Source organism: Rhodococcus sp. BUPNP1 (genome assembly GCF_002215235.1).
Taxonomy (GTDB): domain Bacteria; phylum Actinomycetota; class Actinomycetes; order Mycobacteriales; family Mycobacteriaceae; genus Rhodococcus.
Window position 1 is genome coordinate 1 of sequence record NZ_NERM01000030.1, and the last position, 18,248, is coordinate 18,248.

At 65.3% G+C, this 18,248-nt stretch carries 19 protein-coding genes and 1 pseudogene; 12 read left to right on the forward strand and 8 right to left on the reverse strand.

The features are described from left to right. Positions 1–133 precede the first annotated feature (133 nt). The 4 genes from B9C99_RS21950 to B9C99_RS21965 all read left to right on the forward strand — a co-directional run bounded on the left by B9C99_RS21950 (position 134) and on the right by B9C99_RS21965 (position 3,989). Positions 134–733 (forward strand): hypothetical protein, encoded by a 600-nt coding sequence (locus B9C99_RS21950; protein ID WP_088899338.1) that lies wholly within the window; start codon positions 134–136, stop codon positions 731–733. 106 nt (positions 734–839) lie between these two features. Further along, the gene (locus B9C99_RS21955) at positions 840–1,427 is read left to right on the forward strand and encodes a hypothetical protein (protein WP_088899339.1); all 588 of its coding nucleotides are present in this window, start codon (positions 840–842) and stop codon (positions 1,425–1,427) included. Between the two features lie 325 nt (positions 1,428–1,752). After that, a complete protein-coding gene (locus B9C99_RS21960; RefSeq protein WP_088899368.1) occupies positions 1,753–2,265 on the forward strand; it encodes a MarR family winged helix-turn-helix transcriptional regulator in 513 nt (170 codons plus the stop codon). A 740-nt stretch (positions 2,266–3,005) separates the two neighbouring features. Further along, complete coding sequence (locus B9C99_RS21965; protein WP_088899369.1) at positions 3,006–3,989, forward strand: TIGR00341 family protein; 984 nt, start codon at positions 3,006–3,008, stop codon at positions 3,987–3,989. A gap of 40 nt (positions 3,990–4,029) precedes the next feature. On the opposite strand, the gene B9C99_RS26185 is transcribed toward B9C99_RS21965, so the two are convergent. Then, positions 4,030–4,335, reverse strand: coding sequence for an alkyl sulfatase C-terminal domain-containing protein (locus B9C99_RS26185; protein ID WP_253250158.1), 306 nt, complete (start codon positions 4,333–4,335; stop codon positions 4,030–4,032). Between B9C99_RS26185 and B9C99_RS26190 the strand changes: the two are divergent. The 5 genes and pseudogenes from B9C99_RS26190 to B9C99_RS26385 form a co-directional block, all read left to right on the forward strand. Further along, positions 4,304–4,597, forward strand: a pseudogene (locus B9C99_RS26190) (uracil-DNA glycosylase); the annotation flags it as partial. The gene B9C99_RS26185 and the pseudogene B9C99_RS26190 sit on opposite strands and share 32 nt — an antisense overlap. A gap of 84 nt (positions 4,598–4,681) precedes the next feature. Beyond that, positions 4,682–5,212 carry a GIY-YIG nuclease family protein gene (locus B9C99_RS21975; protein WP_088899341.1) on the forward strand — a complete coding sequence of 177 codons (531 nt, stop codon included), beginning with the start codon at positions 4,682–4,684 and terminating at the stop codon, positions 5,210–5,212. Between the two features lie 109 nt (positions 5,213–5,321). Further along, on the forward strand, positions 5,322–6,473 hold the full coding sequence (locus B9C99_RS21980; RefSeq protein WP_088899370.1) for a hypothetical protein: 1,152 nt from the start codon (positions 5,322–5,324) through the stop codon (positions 6,471–6,473). A gap of 869 nt (positions 6,474–7,342) precedes the next feature. Continuing rightward, positions 7,343–8,143 (forward strand): DUF308 domain-containing protein, encoded by an 801-nt coding sequence (locus tag B9C99_RS21985; RefSeq protein ID WP_143543581.1) that lies wholly within the window; start codon positions 7,343–7,345, stop codon positions 8,141–8,143. A 105-nt stretch (positions 8,144–8,248) separates the two neighbouring features. Then, positions 8,249–8,413 carry a leucine zipper domain-containing protein gene (locus tag B9C99_RS26385; RefSeq protein WP_172415052.1) on the forward strand — a complete coding sequence of 55 codons (165 nt, stop codon included), beginning with the start codon at positions 8,249–8,251 and terminating at the stop codon, positions 8,411–8,413. Positions 8,414–8,536: 123 nt separating this feature from the next. On the opposite strand, the gene B9C99_RS21990 is transcribed toward B9C99_RS26385, so the two are convergent. Beyond that, entirely contained in the window at positions 8,537–9,550 is a 1,014-nt protein-coding gene (locus B9C99_RS21990; RefSeq protein ID WP_088899343.1) for a hypothetical protein, read from the reverse strand. Positions 9,551–9,555: 5 nt separating this feature from the next. Next, on the reverse strand, positions 9,556–10,683 hold the full coding sequence (locus tag B9C99_RS21995) for a tyrosine-type recombinase/integrase (RefSeq protein WP_253250160.1): 1,128 nt from the start codon (positions 10,681–10,683) through the stop codon (positions 9,556–9,558). A 734-nt stretch (positions 10,684–11,417) separates the two neighbouring features. On the opposite strand from B9C99_RS21995, the gene B9C99_RS22005 reads away from it, so the two are divergent. After that, positions 11,418–12,209 carry a nucleotidyltransferase domain-containing protein gene (locus tag B9C99_RS22005; protein WP_088899371.1) on the forward strand — a complete coding sequence of 264 codons (792 nt, stop codon included), beginning with the start codon at positions 11,418–11,420 and terminating at the stop codon, positions 12,207–12,209. Positions 12,210–12,230: 21 nt separating this feature from the next. Here B9C99_RS22005 and B9C99_RS22010 read toward each other — a convergent pair whose 3' ends face one another. From B9C99_RS22010 to B9C99_RS22020, 3 genes are read right to left on the reverse strand one after another with little or no spacing between them, the layout of a single operon-like run. Then, entirely contained in the window at positions 12,231–12,488 is a 258-nt protein-coding gene (locus tag B9C99_RS22010) for an Atu4866 domain-containing protein (protein WP_006550703.1), read from the reverse strand. 23 nt (positions 12,489–12,511) lie between these two features. After that, on the reverse strand, positions 12,512–13,912 hold the full coding sequence (locus B9C99_RS22015; RefSeq protein WP_016692567.1) for an amidohydrolase family protein: 1,401 nt from the start codon (positions 13,910–13,912) through the stop codon (positions 12,512–12,514). 22 nt (positions 13,913–13,934) lie between these two features. Beyond that, positions 13,935–14,666, reverse strand: coding sequence for an Atu4866 domain-containing protein (locus B9C99_RS22020; RefSeq protein ID WP_016692566.1), 732 nt, complete (start codon positions 14,664–14,666; stop codon positions 13,935–13,937). Between the two features lie 141 nt (positions 14,667–14,807). Here B9C99_RS22020 and B9C99_RS22025 point away from each other — a divergent pair, with 141 nt between their 5' ends. Next, positions 14,808–15,632, forward strand: a complete 825-nt coding sequence (locus B9C99_RS22025; protein WP_016692565.1) for a helix-turn-helix transcriptional regulator — start codon at positions 14,808–14,810, stop codon at positions 15,630–15,632. 80 nt (positions 15,633–15,712) lie between these two features. Beyond that, the gene (locus tag B9C99_RS22030; RefSeq protein WP_088899345.1) at positions 15,713–16,141 is read left to right on the forward strand and encodes a nitroreductase/quinone reductase family protein; all 429 of its coding nucleotides are present in this window, start codon (positions 15,713–15,715) and stop codon (positions 16,139–16,141) included. A gap of 165 nt (positions 16,142–16,306) precedes the next feature. On the opposite strand, the gene B9C99_RS22035 is transcribed toward B9C99_RS22030, so the two are convergent. Next, complete coding sequence (locus B9C99_RS22035; RefSeq protein ID WP_006550708.1) at positions 16,307–16,966, reverse strand: hypothetical protein; 660 nt, start codon at positions 16,964–16,966, stop codon at positions 16,307–16,309. A gap of 123 nt (positions 16,967–17,089) precedes the next feature. Then, a complete protein-coding gene (locus B9C99_RS22040; RefSeq protein WP_088899346.1) occupies positions 17,090–18,196 on the reverse strand; it encodes a DUF475 domain-containing protein in 1,107 nt (368 codons plus the stop codon). Positions 18,197–18,248 lie beyond the last annotated feature (52 nt).

Here is an 18,248-nt window from a genome sequence, read left to right on the forward strand (position 1 = left end):
AGGTCGGGTGGCCAGTCCTTTCAAGCCCCACTCGAGAGTGGGCAAACCTTATGCAGCCTCGCCCGGCCCGCCCGGGTTACAGCTCAACGTAACTCTCACGAAGTAACTGCACCTACGAACTTAAGGAGACCCTGTGGCACCGCCTGCACACCGTCGCCTACACGCTCACCGCATCTCGGCCGCGCATCGTCGCGCCTGGTCGCTCCTCGTTCTCGTATCAACAGCACTTCTGCTCGTCGCATGCGGGGCAGGGCAGATCACCCAGACCGACACCCAGCAGGTCGCCATCAACGGCACCAACGCCGAACTCGGCGACCTGCTGCTGCGCAATGTGTACTTCGAGGCCGAGCCCACCGATCCCGCCGTCCCCCGATACGGCCAGGTCACCCTGGCCTTCACCGTCGTCAACCAGTCCTCCACGACCGACCGGCTCGTCTCGATCGATTCCCCCGCCGGAGAGTTGACACTCGAGGCCTCCGATCAGGCACGCGAACTGCTGCCCGGCAGTTCCCTGGCCGCCGGAGAACCCATCGAACAACTCCGACCGACCGCGGCACCGGATCGGCCCTTGACGGTGCGCGGCCGATTCCCCGCCGAAGCGATCCGACCCGGCCTGACCCACCCGGTGACCTTCACCTTCGAACGAGCCGGCACGGTGCCCTTCGACGCCTGGACCCCGAACGAACCGCTGCCCACCGAGCGGCCGCTCCCACCCCTGCCGGCGAGCCCATGACATCGCGACGACTCTGCGCGACAGAGGTTCTCGTCCGTGTCGGCGTCCTGTGCGGATCTGGACCGGGCCCGGTTTGTCCTGACTGCACAGGGGTCACTCTCAAAGCATGATTCCCACCACTCACATCCGCATCATGTCGGCCGCTGCCACCACCGCGGTGGTGTTGACCGGATGCTCGGCCGCCTCCGATGAGGCTGATCCCGTCCCGGCCGCCGCTGTCGCGGTGGCCACCACTACCCATACCCCCGGCACCGTCCCGGTCGATGCGGCGGACAAGACCGCACCGGCCGACGCCGACGCGGCGCTGACCGTCACCGACATTCGCACCGGCGCCCACGATGGGTTCGATCGCGTGGTCTACGAACTCGACGGCCGCGGCACCCCCGGCTGGCGGGTCGGCTATGTCGACCGGGCGATCGAGGTCGGCAGCGGCGACCCGACACCTGTCGCCGGCGACTCGGTTCTCGAGGTCCGGATCAGTGGCTCCGCCTATCCGTTCACCAGCGAGGTCACGCCCTACACCGGTCCCTTCCCGGTCCGTGGGCGAGCGGGTGGTGCGGTCGTCGAGGTCACCGGCGCGACGATCTTCGAAGGCGCCACCCAGTCCTTCATCGGCCTCACCGACCCAAACCTGCCCTTCGCGGTGTACTCCCTCGACGACCCGACCCGCGTGGTGATCGACGTCGCCCGCTGACACACACGACGATCCGGCAGACACAGAGCCAACAGAGGGATGCTCGTGCATCCAGCTCGAAGCACCCCGTCGAGGACCTTTGGTACCAAGCCTCCCGAGCGAGGCAAAGCCCCCACAATCTCGCCCCTCGTGCGCTCTTCATACTATCTGTGCGCCAGCACTGTCGATATCAGGACAAAGCAACACCGACCCTGATGTCATCGTCGTCCTCCTCCGGAAGTGCGATTCGCCCACAGCCGGACCCCGACGCTGCACAGCCACGCATCAGCATGTGTGCAGGAGCGCAATGATTGCCGAATCGCAGGTACTGCCGGAAGATGACGTCATGAACGCTGTTGCCCGCTCTTCCCCGCCGCGCCGGTCCAGGAAAAAATTCGATCGGCAGGTCGATGCGGTGATGTGGGCCTCGCGCGCATTGGTGGGGATAGCGGCAGCATCGGTCGCCGAGGTGGAAGACCGCGTGAGCATCCCCCACTTGCGCATCCTCGTGCTCGTCGGCACGCGAGGCCCGCTCAGTCTTGCCGTCATAGCGGACGAACTCGCAGTCGATCCCTCCAACGCCAGCAGAGCTGTCGACAAGCTCATCAAGGCGGGGCTACTGGACCGGCGTGACGCGCCGGACGACCGCCGCAGACTCGCACTGACACTCACGCAGGCCGGCGCCGATCTCGTCCAGACCGTCACCGACCATCGACGTGACGCCATCGCGGCGGTACTGAAAAGATTGACTGCCGCGCAGCGTGACGATCTCGCGGCCGCCTTCGACACCTTCGCGGTGGCCGCCGGCGAACCGACCACCGATGATGCGCTGACGCTGCTGGGGCCGATCCGTCCGTGAACGCCATCCGGCTGTGCGCGTCCGTGCCGCGACGACAGTACTGACCGCACTCGTCGTCGCCAACGACTCGGCAACCACCCGTGTCGCCGGGACAACCAGCCTCGCGCAATCGACACCCTGACGCGATTACCGAATCCTCCCCGGGCCCCGCGGCCCGACGGCCATTTGCCAGATAGTGCGGGTTCGCGAGGGTTCCGAGGCCGAGCGGTCTTTTCCGGGGTCGGCAGTCGGGACGTTCGAGATAGCGGGCGAGCAGATCGGCGGCACCGCGCCGGATCCCGACCAAAATTCGTGCCGCTGATCTACAGTCGTCAGCACCGGCTGAGGATGCGGGGTAAAGCTGGCGGACAGGCACACTGATTATCCCACCGACGAAACGTCGACATTCGGGTGGCGCGGCTACGCAGTGGGTTTGCGGGGCATGGCGGCGATGTTGGGTCGACTGCGTCGACCATCCGGTCGGGCAGTTCCGACGAGGATCGCTCCGGTTGACAGGAATCCGGTCGCCCCCAGATGTGCACTGCGCTGATCGTTGCCCGGTTCGACACTTTGTTCCGATGGCGGGCACACTCGTCGACAGAGCAGCATTCGGGATCGGTATACCGGACACGCCAGCGCCTGGTGTCCCTACTGCGCAGCACATTTCATCCCCGTTCCGATGCTGACCTGTGTTCGACTCGTCCGTGCTGAGAGCGTGGATGAGGGTCGGCTCGCGTCGACAATTGTTCGAGGAGACTGTCATGTTCGACTCCGTGGTGCCTGCCGGTCAGCGGCGAAGTCTCGCCGAGCTCGACGAACGTCTGGATCTGTCGGTCGGCGATCGGCAGGCGAAGAGGTCCGCATTCTGGACGATGCTGGCACTGTCGGCGGTGATCGCCGTGGCCGGGGTGGTCAGCGATTCGACGGCCACCGTGATCGGCGCGATGATCGTCGCTCCGTTGTCCACCCCGATCCTCGGAGTGGGGCTGGGTATCACCGTCGGTAGGCGTGCACTGATCGTGCGCAGCATCGTCCGTATCGTTGCCGGGATCGTACTGGTCGTTGTTCTCGGAGTTCTGTTCGCTCGGGTCCTGCCCAATCCCGGTAATGTGCTGGCCAATTCGCAGGTTCTGGGGCGCACATCGCCGACGTTGATGGATCTGGTTGCGGCGTTGGCCACAGGATTGGTCGGAGCTGTCGCGGTGGCCCGACGCGATGTCGGGGATGTACTGCCCGGGGTCGCCATCGCGATCTCGCTGGTTCCGCCTCTCGGCGTGGTCGGGGTGTGTCTCGGTTCGGGAGCACCGACTCTCGCGCTCGGTGCATTCGTGCTGTTCGCCTCCAACGCCGTTGCTCTGATCATCACCGCCACGCTGGTTCTGGTGGCGGCAGGCTACGGCCGGGACGCGGCGCGCGAGGGTGGGTCGCGGTGGCGACGAGCGTACCTCGTGTTGTCGGTTGCGCTGGTCGTCGTCTCGGTCCCGATGGTCGTCAATTCGCTTGCATCCTTGTGGGCCGAGCAGATCTCGGCCCGCGCGGAACTCTGGCTCGACCAGACACCCGGCGCCCAGGTCACCGGAGTGCAGTGGCGCGGCACCACCGTTACTGTGTCCGTCCTCGGGCCTGCCTCCCTGCCGCCCGTGGCCGAACTCGATGCCGCGGTCCAGGCGATCGTGCCGTGGGATCCGCAGCTGCAGGTCGTGCACACCGTCGGCTCGACCATCGAACAGATCGAGGCGAATTAGCAGCGGTGAGATCGGCGAACACCCTGCTCTCACCGCCTTCTTACGGGGTGACGATCGTGAAGTCCGGGTCCGGGTCGTCGAGAAAGCCCATCAGCCTCGCTAACGCTGCATCCATTCCGTCGCTGGTGATGGTGCCGTCCGCGAGAAGCGGTGCCGGATCGGCACCACCGAGCATCACCGCGATCAGAGCCGCTCGGGTCAAACCGATGGTGGCATCGGGCGCCGGCAACGATCCGTCGGTGGGAAAATGGACCAGCAGCCCGTTACGTAACTGGCAACGATGGACGACGTTGTCGTCGGTGAAGGCCCAATCGAATGTGGTGCCCTTCCCCGTCGCCGGAGTCAAGAATGGTGGCTCGACCGCAGCCGAACGCGCCCGGGCGGTGCGCTGGACCCGGCAGGTCGTCGACCTGTGCCCGAAACTCGAACAGGTGCTACTGCTGGGTGCGGCTGCCCGCGACGGCTGGGCCCGAGCCGGCATCACCCGGGAGCTGTACGTTCTGCCCGGCACGATCCCGCACTGCTCGGCTCGCGGTTTGAACTCCCCCGGCGGCCGCGAACGCTTCGAGGCGGCAATCGCGCAGATCGCCCGCTCCCTCACGTGGTAACAACCTCGCCAGGCCATTCGCCACCCCGACCCGCCTGTCCGGGGGACGCGCCGCCCACCCGTTTCGAGAGGACAGATCACCACGATGACCGACCGCGACGTCCTCGCACCGGCAGCTGTCATTACTGCACGGAGCACCGCCACGCACCGGCTCGACGAGCTGACCGCGCTGCCGAAGACAGCAGGGCTGTATGCGTGGTGGGCGGCTCCGTCGGTGCTACCGCAGCTGCCCGGTCCCGCTCACCCCGAGGTGGAAAATCTGCGGTTGCTGTATGTCGGGATCGCCTCGAACCTGCGTCGCCGAAGCACCGGCAATCATCTGCGGCGCAGCGGCAGCTCCACACTGCGCCGCACCCTCGCCGGCCTGCTGCTCCACGAGCAGAACTACCGCACCGAACGTACCGACCGGGTCGTGCTCGTTCCCGAGGACGAGGCCCGGCTGACCGCCTGGATGCACACCCACCTGCGACTGTCGTGGTGCGAACACCCGCACCCGGCCGCGGTCGAACCTGCCGTCATCGAGCAGTGGGCACCCCCGTTGAACCTCGACCACGCTTCCGGCGCTGTCCGTGAGCTGGTGCGCGCTGCCCGCACCGCCTACAACACAAGCGCCTGAACGAGCTATCGCCGACAGGGCACTCGTACTGAGTCCGCTGCATGTGGCCCTTCGACACGCATCGCCCCGGTGAAGCCGAGCGAACTGGCCGTCACCGAGAATCGTGGCCGTGAAGGAACGCCTGTCAGAACCGGATTACCAGCTGGTGTGGCCACGGACCCTGTTCGTGGCCGAAGCATCGAAGCTGCTCAATCAACGTCAGTATCCGGATTGGGACGATCGTTGCCTGCTCCTGCTCACCGATGCATTCGTGAGCGATCATGCCGGAGGCCCCGTCGCCGACTTCAACGAGATCCGCTCCCAAACTGCATCCTGGGACAGGCAACCGACCAGTGCTACTGCGATGACCGATGCGCAGAAGTTCCTCAAGGATTTGATGACGAATGCCGATGCCTTGTACGAGGACGCTCCCCCGCGACGGCCGTACTGGAGAGACCGCCGAGGCAGTTCTCGGCGTGGGGACAATGTGCGTTGGTCCATCCAGACGGTTGCTCGCGAATTCGTCTCCCTGATCCGTGAACTCGACGATGCCTGTTATTTCGATCGACGCTTCGGCGTGAACTGTGTCGACGATGACCGTGGTGATCATGCATCGATCGTGATCGAACGAGAACTGGGCGAGAAGGACGCGTGGCCTCTCGACGCCGACGCGCTCGCGGCCGACCTCGACCTGTTCTACTCGATCGTCGAGGTACTGCACGACAGTATCGCACGCCCACGCAAGCCGAGCTTCTACCACCAGTTCGGCGATTGCGGCTGGCATCGAGAAGACTTCGACATCGACACCGGCCGCGCCATCTACCGGTGGCGAGTGAACAAAATCTTCGACCGCGGTGACACTGGATTGAGACTGGCCGAAGAAGGTGAAGACATCGGCAGACTGGTGACCGTCACCGACGTAGTGCGCGGGGACCTGGTGGCCGCTGTCGCGAACCGCTCCGACGAGGAACCAGCCACCGAGCAGGTGCGCCACGCGTTAGCACTGTTCCGTGAGCGCGGCGCCGATCGAAACCAAAAACGCTCCGCCATTGCAGTGCTGGCGCTGATTCTCGAGGAGCGTCGGCATGACGTTCTGACCGATGCGCTGGCGAAGTCTGATCGAGGTGCACTGTTCGAGATCGCCAACGGCTTCCACATCCGCCATCAGAACGCCGGCCAGAAGCGCGACTACGACGACTTCTACCTCGACTGGGTCTTCTGGGTCTACCTGGCCAGCATCGAGTTGACCAACCGTATCCTCGACGAGCAACAGAGGCCATGAACCCTGCCGGTCGCGGGTGCTACCGGTGTGAACCCATCTGTAACAATCGAGTCGTCGAAACTATAAGCAACTGAGCATATTCAGCATTGGAAGGAAACGACCCCCATGCTTCGTAAGTTCCTCGTCGTCACAGCGGCCACGGCCACGTTTGCACTCGGCTCGGCAGGTGTCGCGTCTGCGGACGGCCCTGTCGCCTCGCCGCCCGGTCACATGTGCGACTTCGTGGGAGGACAGGGGACGTTCGATTGCCTTCTTCTCACGATCCTCACGGCTATCTCCACCGGATCGGCGAATACTGGCTCCGCCTCATAGGTTTGGGCGATAACAAAGCGCCCGCGAGCCGGAAAACGCAGGGTGCTTTGTTGTGTGGGCAGTGAGTGGGCACAGGACGAACAGGATGCCACCGTGTGCGATGCGGTCGTCGACCGGTTTGCGTCCCGGAAACGGGCACAGACTGGGTTCGCCAACCCTCCGGCCCACTCGGAGCTCGCGGATAGGCGCTCTTACGTCAACCACAGTCCTTCCATCGGTGCAGGTCGAGCACACCACGCATGACCTGGACCGATGGTTTGCGTCCGCGCCGGTAACCACGCTGATCGGTGCCCGGAACCCACTCGTAGCGAAAACGACGGTCCCGGAAAGACTGCCGGGGACCGCCCTCAACGCGCCGGGGAATCACTCATCTGTCGGGGAACACGTTTTCGTGTTTGTCACTGGTGTCTGATTACATCTGAGCAAGTACTTCGGGGAGTACGTCTCGAAAACAAGGCAGTCGCAGGTGGATGTCGGATCGCCCAGTGCAGCATTGTGCCGGGCGCAGACGGGCTTCTCCGCGCGACGAAAACATGACACTGATAGAGGACACGACTATGACCATGCCGCCGCCAGATTACGCCGCCTACCCCCCGAATCCTGAGCAGCCGGTGAAGCAGAAGAACACCGTCGGTTTGATTGCTGTCATCACGGCCGTGATCGGCTTCGTCTTCGCCTGCATTCCCGGTGCTCTCATCGTCGGGTGGATTCTGCTCCCGATCGCTTTCATCCTCGGCATCGTGGGTCTATTCCAATCCGGCAAGGCCAAAGGCACAAGTATCGCTGCAGTCATCATCGCGATCGTGGGCACCATTGTCGGTTTCATCGTCTTCTTCACCGTGGTCACAGATGCTGTTGACGAAGCGTTCGGCGGATCGGACCTATCGGTAGCCGAATCCACGTCCGGCGATAGTCCCGTGACAAGCGGCGACAGCCAAGACGCTCCCGGCAGCCGGGACAACCCCCTTCCCATCGGCGCGTCGGTCGTCAACGACGAGTGGAACATCGTTCTTGGTACTCCCCGCGAGGCCGGCGATGAGGTCAGCGCCGAAAACCCGTTCAACGATCCTCCGGCGCCGGGAATGGAATTTTGGATCGTGCCGGTCACGGCAACCTATACCGGTAATGACACCGGACTCGCCTGGACCGATCTGACGGTCAAGTTCGTTGGCTCGGACAACAAGACGTACAGCGACAGCTGCGGCGTGATCCCCGATAACCTCAATGACGTGGACGAGGTCTATCCCGGTGGTATCGCGGAAGGGAACGTCTGCGTTGCTGTTCCGGCCGGAGCCGACGGATTGTGGTCGGTGTCTGCAGGTTTCACCGGTAAGCCCAGCTTCTTCACCACCAGCTAGCTGTACCCGGTCGGGACGTCGGTAGCAGGCGTGTCGACTTGATGCGAAGAGAACCTCCGAGCGGGGTGGGGCTTGTCTCAGGCCCACATCCGCTCGGAGGTTCTCTTGTCCTACGGTAATGTCCGCACGACCTATCTCGGAAGATTGCTCCTCGTCGAGGGCCACCGAGACGACTGGCCCAAAGCGCATATCGCCAGCGCAATGGGGTTTTCCCGTGAATGGGTGTCCACTCGGGTGATCCGGTACCGGATCGAGGTCGAGGCAGGATGATACGCCCGGTTATTCCCACCCGCACACGATGCCGATCCGTACCGCGGTGGATATCGACGAATCGTTGCGCTGCGCGCGTGTGAACGGCGTGGACCGGACTGGCTCGCAGTTTGGGTAGAGCGCCTACAGCCCTTCCAGCACTCCCACCAGATCCTGGAGTAATGCATCGGTGCGGGCCTCGATCTCGTCGAAGACGTCGGTGAGGTCCTCGAGGGCCTCAAGATCTCGGTGCCGGGCGGCAGTGCCGCGGTCGTAATAGCCGGAACTGAGGGTGACATCGGACTCGACCGGCACACCGGTGTCGTCCTGTGGAAGAACGGGCAGCGTCCTACGTATCGGGACCTGGCCGGACAGGTGTGCCCGTAACAGCGCCGATACCGATTGTGGGGTCATCGGTTGCGCATGTGGAAGGTGACCCCAGCGGTCGATCGGACACAGCAACGGCTGGCGGGCCTGCTCCGCATCGAGCGGATCCACGAGGATTTCGATGGGGTCGGTGAGGTGATGGCGCAGCAGATGGGTGCCGGGATATTGATCGAGGAACGCTTGGATCTCCGCCCATCGCCGGTAGATCTCGACCGCGGGGTTGTCCCCGGTCTCGGGATCCGGTCCGAGCCGGAACTGTTCGCCGGCCCGGGTGGTGACCATGGGGGTGTTGCCGTCGAGGCGGAGGTCGCGGCGGCGCAGCCGGGTGATGTCGGTGAAGCTCATCCCGGTCGCGGCCAGGATCAACAGGAGGGCGTCGCGGCGGCCGAACAGGCCGCTCGGCCAGCCGGTGGTGGGCAACTCGACGGCTCGCTGCAGCAGTAGCCGTCCGAGCCGGTCGAGACGCGAGGCTCGGGTGGTGTCGAGGTGTCGGCGCACGGTCTCGGTCCGACCCGGCGGCGGGTAGCCGTGGCGGGTGTGGACGGCGTTGATCGCCGACAGGCGGCGTCGCTGCGTCGCGACCGCGGCCGGGTGTTCGTGCAGGAACAGTGCCAGGGTTTCGGGTGCGGCGGGGATGGGGCGGTGGTCGGCGGCCGCGCACCAGTCGGCGAACAGCGCCCAGTCGTGCCGGTAGCGGGCGGGGATCTTCAGGCCGAGGTCGGCATCGTGAACATCGGTGCGGCGGTGAACTGTCCGATCAGCGTGGATCATCGCGCTCAAAGCCCAAGGTTGGTGACGGCGTTGCCGATCAGCGGGGCGTGTTCGCGGGCGTAGGTTTCGAGCATGGCGGGGGTGCTGTGCCCGGTCTGGCGCATGATCGCGTGCGCGGAGGCGCCGTTGCGGAAGGCCTGGGTGACGAACCCGGACCGCAGCGAATGCCCACCGAGCTGCTGGACGATCTCGGGATCGTAGCCGGCTTGGGCGGCGCGGCGCCGAATGGCCTTGTGCACTGCCGCTCCCGACAGGGCGGTGTCGGAGAGGTTGCCGTTCTTGCGGATCGACCGCAGGAACGGCGACGCCGGAACCATGCGCGGCCGCACACCGCGGCACACGTGCGCTTCGAAGGGTTCGGCGGTGCGCAGCAGCCGGATGACAGCGGGGCGGCCCCCGGAGTCGAAGGCGGCGACGACCTGCGCCCACCGCAGCCACGCACACGGCGGACAACTGACGTGGCTGTGGGTGAACGGCAGGGCCCGGACAGTGCCGCGGCCTTCCTGATCGGTCTTGGTCTTGCGGAGTTTGATGTGCAGGCCGTCGAGCCGGTGCAGCGAGATGTCACTGCAGTTCAGGGCGACGAGTTCGCTGCGGCGGAACGCTCCGGCGAAGCCGAGCAGCAGGATCGCACTGTCGCGACGTTCCAGCACCTCCGCGGCCCAGCTATCGCTGTCCGTCCGCGCCCGCTCGACGATGGTGACGATGTCGGCGGTGAGCAGCGGCGCCCGCGGGGTGCGGGGCCGCTCCCCCGCCGCGGCGTAGTCCCGCCGGATCCCGGACAAGGTGGCGGTGACCAGTTCGTCGCTGCCGGGGGCGGGATAGCCGGCGCGGCGGTGGTGGTAGCCGATCCCGGCGACCCACCGGGCCAAGGTGGAGGGGGAGTAGGCCCGCTCCCCCGCCTCGGTCACGGTCGCGGCGGCATCGAGGAGATAGGCGGCGACGGTGAGCGGATGCGCCGGCAACGCGACATGCCCTTCGCGCTGGCACCAGGCGGTGAACCGCTGCCAGTCCGCGGCGTAGTTGCGGAGCGTCGACTCGGACCGTGACCGCGAGACGGTCCCCGCCACCTTCGCGAGGTCCTCGGCCGACAGCGCCGGAACTGTAGGGTCCCCGGGGGTCGGCACCGGCACGAAGGGGTCGTCCGGGCGGCGGTTGATCAGGTCGTCGGGCACGAAACGGGAGCCTACCGGCCCGCACCGACATGATCGGACAGGAAAACGCGCTCAGCTGGGGTTTCGGCGTTGATGGTGCGCTAATGACAATTAGCGCACCACCACACGTGTTTGACATAAGCAGCCAAACTCCAGCGCTCATCCCCAACCCAGTCCTTCCCTCCGGAAGTAGAGCGTCTCAACTCCTCAGCCCCATCCGAACCGATCGGGCCACATCAGATACACCAAGTCATAGCCTTATGATTAAACCGATTTTCCCACAATAGTTTTCGGCACACGTGCCCTGTCATTCCTTACCAAAACGTGCGACCGAGATCAGACTGTCGATGTACTGTGCCAGATACCAAGAACTTGTTGTGTCAACCAGTAATTTGGTCGCCTCTCGGTTGCGGATCGAGGCGCTTCGGTGGCATGCTCGCGCGGCCTGTCGACACGAACCACGGTTACCGGGGTAATCCACGATCCATGGCGGTAATGAGCCGATGGAGTCTGCATACCGGTGGTGAGGTCGAGCACGGGCCGTGGATCGATCACATCGCTTCCGACCTGGCCTGCACAGGTCTGCGGACGTGGGCCATCACGGAGGAGACCGGAAAGCTCAGTGACCATACTTGGGTGGCCTGCATCGTGCGCCTCACTACGTAGAGGCATGCATCGTGTGCACGGCACGGTGTGCCGCGCATGATGGGGTGGTGCCGAATATCGATGTAGAGCCATACCTCGAAGCCGTCCTGGACACTGCCCGGGAGGTGCTCGGTGCGGAGTTCGTCGGGGCGTACGCGGCCGGGTCGCTCGCCCTGAACGCCTTCCATCCCGGCCGCAGCGACATCGACATCGCCCTGCTCTGCCGCGACCCCCTGAGCGAAACGATGAAGCGGGAGTTGATCGCTCGGCTGCGGCACAGCGCCCTACCATGTCCGGCCCGGGGCCTGGAACTGGTGGTCTACACCATGGCTACGGCGCAGTCGGGCACCGGAGAACCGGGCTTCGAGCTCGAGTTGAACGACGGGCCGGACATGGCCTTTCGGCAGACACTTCAGCCCACAGACCGCCCTGCAATCGACGGGACGTTCTGGTACGGACTGGACCGCAGCATCCTGCACCAGAGCGGCCGGGTGTTGGCGGGACCGCCGGCCCCGGAGACATTCGCCGAGCTGGCACCGGAGGAACTACAGAGCCTATTGGTCGACTCGCTGCGCTGGTGGATGGCGCTGCCCGGCCCAGCCGATGACCGGCCCGCACCCGGAGCCGACGACGCGGTCCTCGGAGCCTGTCGCGCGCTGGTTCGACATCGCTACGGGAAGTGGCTGTCCAAAATCGACGCCGGCCGACGGTTACTCGGGACCGGCTACCAGCCGGTCGAGGCGATCGAACAGTCCATCGCAGCACGCTCCGGTGAGCTTCCGCCTTCAGGTCGGCAAGCATGGACTTTCCAGGAAGGCGTGCTGCACGAGCTCCTGGCTGCGACCGAACGGCCCGCATGACCATCGTCCGGATCGGCACTCCTACTGCCGCGCTCTCAGGTGCCGATACATGACCATTCCCGCGTGGTACAGCACGTCGTCGCGGAACTCACCGTCGGCGGAAAAGCCGGTGTCGTCACGGTAATAGATCATCGTTCCTTCGATCCGGTAGTCACCGGTGTAGGCAGCTTCCCGGCTGCCGCGGGCCTCGACGTATCGCCCCTCCGGCAGGAGACGCTGGCGGATGTTACCGTCGGCGGTCACCCACAGTCCGACGAACGGGTGCCCGGCTTGTTTCATGTCCTTCACTTCCCTGGAGGTCGTCACAGTGTCGCCGCCACCCGCCCGATGATGGCGTTGCGGGAACGGATCACGGCCTCGCGCAGGGCGTCGATGTCCTCGCCGACCAGCGAACCCGCCCACTTGCGCGGGTTGCCGGCGACGAGGACGGTGTCGATGTTGCGTGCGTCGGAGCCGAGCACGAGGGTGCCGACGGCGTCGTTGAGCGGCATGTTGTTGATGTCGTCGGCGCGGACGATGAGCAGGTCGGCCTCCTTGCCCGGTGTCAGCGAACCGGTGACGTGCCCGAGCGCGTTGGCATGCGCGCCTTGCAGGGTGGCGAAGTCGAGGACGTCGCGGGTGGTGATCCGGTTGCGGGTCTCCTCCGTTCCGTATGCAGCATTGGTGGCGCGCATGCGTTGGATGGCATGCAGGGTCCGCATCTGGGTGAACATGTCGCTCGCGAGCGCGACCTCCACGTCGATGCTCAGACCCGGCCGGATCCCGACGGCGAGAGCCTCGTCCACAGCGGGCACCGCCGATTCGAGGCCGATCTGGGCGTCGGAGGTCGGGGCGAGGGAAACCGTGACACCGGCATCCCCCATCGCCGTCCATGCCTCGGGGGTCAGGCCGGTCGCATGGATCAAGGTGAGGGTCGGATCGAGGATCCCCATCCGTGCCCAGCGCAGGATCGCCTCCGACGACGGTATCCCGAAAACCGCGTCGATGCTCGTCCACACACCGAGATCACGTGCGAAAGCAGCGAGTTCGGGCCCGTAGGCGATCGCAGGTCCGGCGATCTCGTCGGTCGCCAGGGCGGCCAGCCGCACCGTGACGAGACCGTCTGCGGCGCCGTGGAAGTCGCTCACCAACCGGTTCATATCCTTGGGCCATTGACGATCCCACTCACCGAAGTGAGGACCCATCGAGGCATGCACGCCCCGAATTCCGGTGTCGATGAGCGCATTCAGTGCAGCATCGGAGTGCGCGGAAGTGCGGGAGTTGTGCGAGAAGTCGAGCATGGTGGTGATGCCCGAGTCGAGCGCGGTCAGCGCGGCGAGACGGGTACCGATGTACATGTCCTCCGGTGCGTAGTTCGGGGCGACGCCGGCCAGGGTCGACATGACATATTCGCCGAGGTCGGAAACGTCGGGAATGCTCCGGCGCAGTTGCGCTTCCCAGGCGTGACGGTGGGTGTCGACGAAACCGGGGCCGACGATCGCGCCGCGGGTGTCGACCACGAGTGCCGAGGCTGCTGCGGCACCGTGCCCGGGATCGGAGCGTAGGTCGGCGCCGATCGCGATGATCTGCGAGCCGACGAGCAGGACGTCGCCGGCATCGAGGTCCGGGATCGAGGGGTCCATGGTGACGACGGCGCCGCCGGTCAGCAGGATCGGACGGTCGCTGTCGTGGGCCGCGGTGAAATCGGCGAGAGTTGTCTTCATTGTGGTGGCTTTCCGATGAGTGTCAGGCGCGGTGGAAGGTGTAACCGGCGTGCTGCAGGGTGCCGTCGACGAATTCGCCGAATGCCCAGAATCCGAGGTCGTCGCGGTAGTCGATGCGGTCGCCGGTGATCCGATAGGAGCCCTGATATGCATGCGGGCGTCCACCGCGGGTCTCGTCGTAGCGACCGTCCGCGGTCAGGTGCTGGTGCACGAAATCCGTTTCGTCGATCCAAGTTCCGAGATGACGGTCCGATGCCACGTCCGTGGCGGTCGGGGTCTCCGTCGGGTCGTCGGCGTGGACCGATCGACCGCCCCAGAGGGCGATCTCACCGTCGACGACGACCGTGTGCGCGGCGTCGGCATCATCGATGAATCGTTGCAGCACATCTGTTTCCGAGTCGTCGCGAGAAACGGGCAGGATCGCGAAGGTTGCCGGATTGCCGGGTGCAAGCGCGGATGGTGACCGGAAGGAAGTCGGACGCAACCCACGGAGCCGCATGACGTCGACGATTGCGGGCACGATGACGTACCCGGCGCAATCGATGACGATGGCACCGTCGTCGTCGGCAGCGGTCAACAGGCCGGGGCCGATACCGACCACACGAGAGCCACCGAGCAGGACGTCGCCGCGGTCGAAATCGCCGATCAGGGAGTCGCCGGTGATGATCCGGGCATTGCCGAACAGGAGCGGACGATGCCCGCCGGCGTTCTCGCGGATGAGTTCGAACAATTCGGGAGTGAAGGGGATGGTCATGTGTACTCCAGATGAGGATCGGGTTGCCGGGAGATCCGGCGAGTTCCACTGTCGGGGCGGATGGGCGGCCGGAACAGGCCGGTGTGTGCCTGGGTGCACCAGGGCCTGTCTGTACCGCATCCGGGGAGCTAGCGTCGTCTCATGGCCTCCACCGAACTCGGAACCTTCCTCAAGGCGCGACGCGGGCACGTGCAGCCGTCGGATGTCGGCATCACGGCGCAGTCGGGGCGGCGGGTCTCCGGTCTGCGTCGCGAGGAAGTTGCCATGCTCGCCGGTGTCAGCGTCGACTACTACACGCGACTCGAACAGGGTCGCGAACGGAATCCGTCTCCGGCGGTTCTCAACGCCCTCGCCGGCGCACTGGCTCTCGACACCGACCTGCGCGAGCACCTGTTCCGTCTCGCGGGACTGGCTCCGACACCGCCCACTCCGGTGCGGAAGACCGTGGACGATTCGCTTCGGGAGCTTCTCTCATCCTGGTCGCACACACCCGCGCTCATCATCGACCGCCGGTTGGATGTTCTCGCGTACAACGAGCTCGCCGGTGCGCTCTACAGCGGCTTCGAGCGCATCGACAATCTCGTGCGCATGACCTTCCTCGATCCCTTCGGGCGCCGCTTCTTCACCGATTGGGAGCGCGCCACGACGTCGTGCGTCGCGAATCTCCGGCTCGCTCTGGGCCACACCGGCTCGGTCGACGACGTTCGTGCCCTCGTTCTCGAGGTGCACGATGCGAGCGCGGAGTTCCGCGAACTGTGGAATCGGCACGATGTGCGGGGCAAAACACACGAGGCCAAGGAGTTCCGGCATCCTGCCGTCGGCGATCTCGTCCTCGAATACAACGCATTCGACGTTCGCAGCGCACCTGGACATCAGTTGATCGTGTACCGGGCCTCCGCCGGCTCGCCCAGTGACGACAAACTTCGGCTGTTGGGATCCCTGGCGGCGACCACCGACCGCTCGTGATTCCTCGTTCCGGACCCCGTGGTCCTCTACATGATTACGGTGGTTCGTAGCCGACTGCAGTAGCCAGGAGGATTTCTCCCATGAGTTCGTCCGACGACTGGAATGCGCAGGTGATCGCCGAGTTCCGGGCCAACGGAGGCCGGGTCGGCGGCAACTTCGAGGGTGCGCCCATGGCGCTCGTGCATCATCGGGGTCGCAAGAGCGGTCGCGAGACGGTGACTCCGACGCTGTATCTGCCGGACGCGGAGGACGCCGCGACCGTGTACGTCTTCGCGAGCAAAGGGGGTGCACCTTCCCACCCGGCCTGGTACTACAACCTCACCACCGCCGGTCGAGCGGAGGTCGAGATCGGCACCGAGACCTTCGAGGTCACGGTAGAAGAGATCACCGGCGCCGAGCGCGACCGTATCTATGCCGAGCAGGCTCGCCGCTACCCCGGCTTCGCCGAGTACGAGGAGAAGACCCGCGGGGTGCGCACCATTCCGGTCCTCGCTCTCCACCGAAACTGACATTCCGGTTCGGCAATCGACATCCCGCCCGAGAGAACCGGACGCACACACTTCGGTGTCTTCGACCCCGCTGAGCGGGGCCGGAGCCACCGAGATCCCGCCGACATGCGTCGGCGGGATCTCCCGTGACCGGCCACCAGGCCGGAAAGAAATTCGCAATAGGGGCTACTTACGCCCCGCCTGCCACTGCATGCCCCACCCGAACGCGCGGTCGAGGTCGGACTGGCTGCCGTCGATGTACTGCACCAGTCGCTCGACGGTGATGCCCTGCCCGGTGTTCTGCAGCATCGCGATCGCGCAGATACGTGCGCCGTTGTTCGGCGAATCCAGACGCACCTCGATCTGCGGACCCGACGGCGGGGTCAGCGTCACGACGCCGTCCACGGCAGCCCAGTTCGGCGCGCCCTCGTAGATCATCGCGAAGATCAGCACACGCTTGAACAGTTCGGGGCGCTCGAGGTTGACGTGCATGTTCTCGCCCCCGGTGTTCGAGCCGGTGCGGTCGTCGCCGTCGAGGTGGATGTACGGCGGGGTGTTCAGTGCCCCGAAGCTGTTTCCGAGTGCCTGGATGACGCCCTTGGATCCGTCGGCGAGTTCGAACAGGCAACCGAGGTCGAGGTCCACACCGCCGCTCGCCCCGGTGAGTTTCGCGAGGAAGCCCTTCTTCTGCTCACCGCGCGACCAGTTGAGGTTCACCCGCGTGACGCCCTGCCCGGACCCGGCCTTCGACAGGCTCACGGTGGGGGATTCCTTGGTGAGGTTGATCTTGCTCAGGTTGACGCCGCCTGCGTTCTGCTCGGGCTTCTTGTTGTAGTCGATGGCCATGTCGAGCCTTTCGTCGGAGTGGCTGCGCGCGGATGCGCACGGGGTACGGAAAAACAATGGGAGCCCCCGATCCGAGATGTCGGATCGAGGGCTCCCATCGGCATATGTTCGAACTGTCGAGGATCAGGGGATGGTGCTCTTCACAGCATCTTCGCCTTCCCTCGCCGCGATCTTGCGGTTGCGGTAGATGCTCGAGGCGAATGCCGCACCGATGAGGGCGACACCGACCAGGCCGGTGATGACCTCCGGCACGTGGGTGCCGATCGAGTACAGCAGGATCAGTGCCAGCGCACCGATGGCCCAGTGAGCACCGTGCTCGAGGTACACGTAGTCGGACAGAGTGCCCTTGCGCACCAGGAAGATGGTGATCGAGCGGACGAACATCGCGCCGATGAAGCCGAGGCCCAGGGCGATGATGATCGGGTCGGACGTGATGGCGAAGGCGCCGATGACACCGTCGAACGAGAACGACGCGTCGAGCACCTCGAGGTAGAGGAAAAGGAAGAAGCCGGCCTTACCGGTAGCCTTCGCGAGGCCACTCGGTCCGCCGTTGGGCTCTTCGCCTTCCTCGGGGATGTGGAACATCTCGCCGAGTCCGTTGACCGCGATGTAGGTGATCATGCCGAGCGCGCCGGCGATCATGACGGTCGAGACCTTGTCCTCGGGTGCGATGACGGTGGCCGTGATGAGCAGCAGCGCGGTGGCGACGACGACCTCGAGCTGCTCGAGCTTGCCGGCCTTCGCGAGGGGACGCTCGAGCCATTCGAGCCACTTGATCTCGCGCTCTTCGAGGATGAAGTGCAGGAAGAGCATCAGCAGGAACATGCCGCCGAACGCCGCGATCTGCGGATGCGCATCGGTGATCAGGGTCTCGTAGCTGGGGCTGCCGTCCGGGAAGTAGGCGGCTCCGTCCGGCGGCGGATTCAACGCGAGGTCGAGTGCCGCGATGGGGCCGAGCCCGGACGCGATCCACACGATCGCGAGCGGGAACACCAGACGCATACCGAAGACGGCGATGAGGATGCCGACGGTGAGGAAGATCTTCTGCCAGAACTCGCTCATCCGGCGCAGCACGGTGGCGTTGATGACCGCGTTGTCGAACGACAGCGAGACCTCGAGGATGCCGAGGATCACGCAGAGGAACAGAGCTTGCGGGCCGCCGTAGAGGAACGCCACCACGAGAGATATGACGGTGACGGCCATCGACGGACCGAATATTCGCAGAACCACGAAGCGTGGCCTTTCTAATCGGAATCAGGGCGTTGCAGGGTGGTTACTGCAC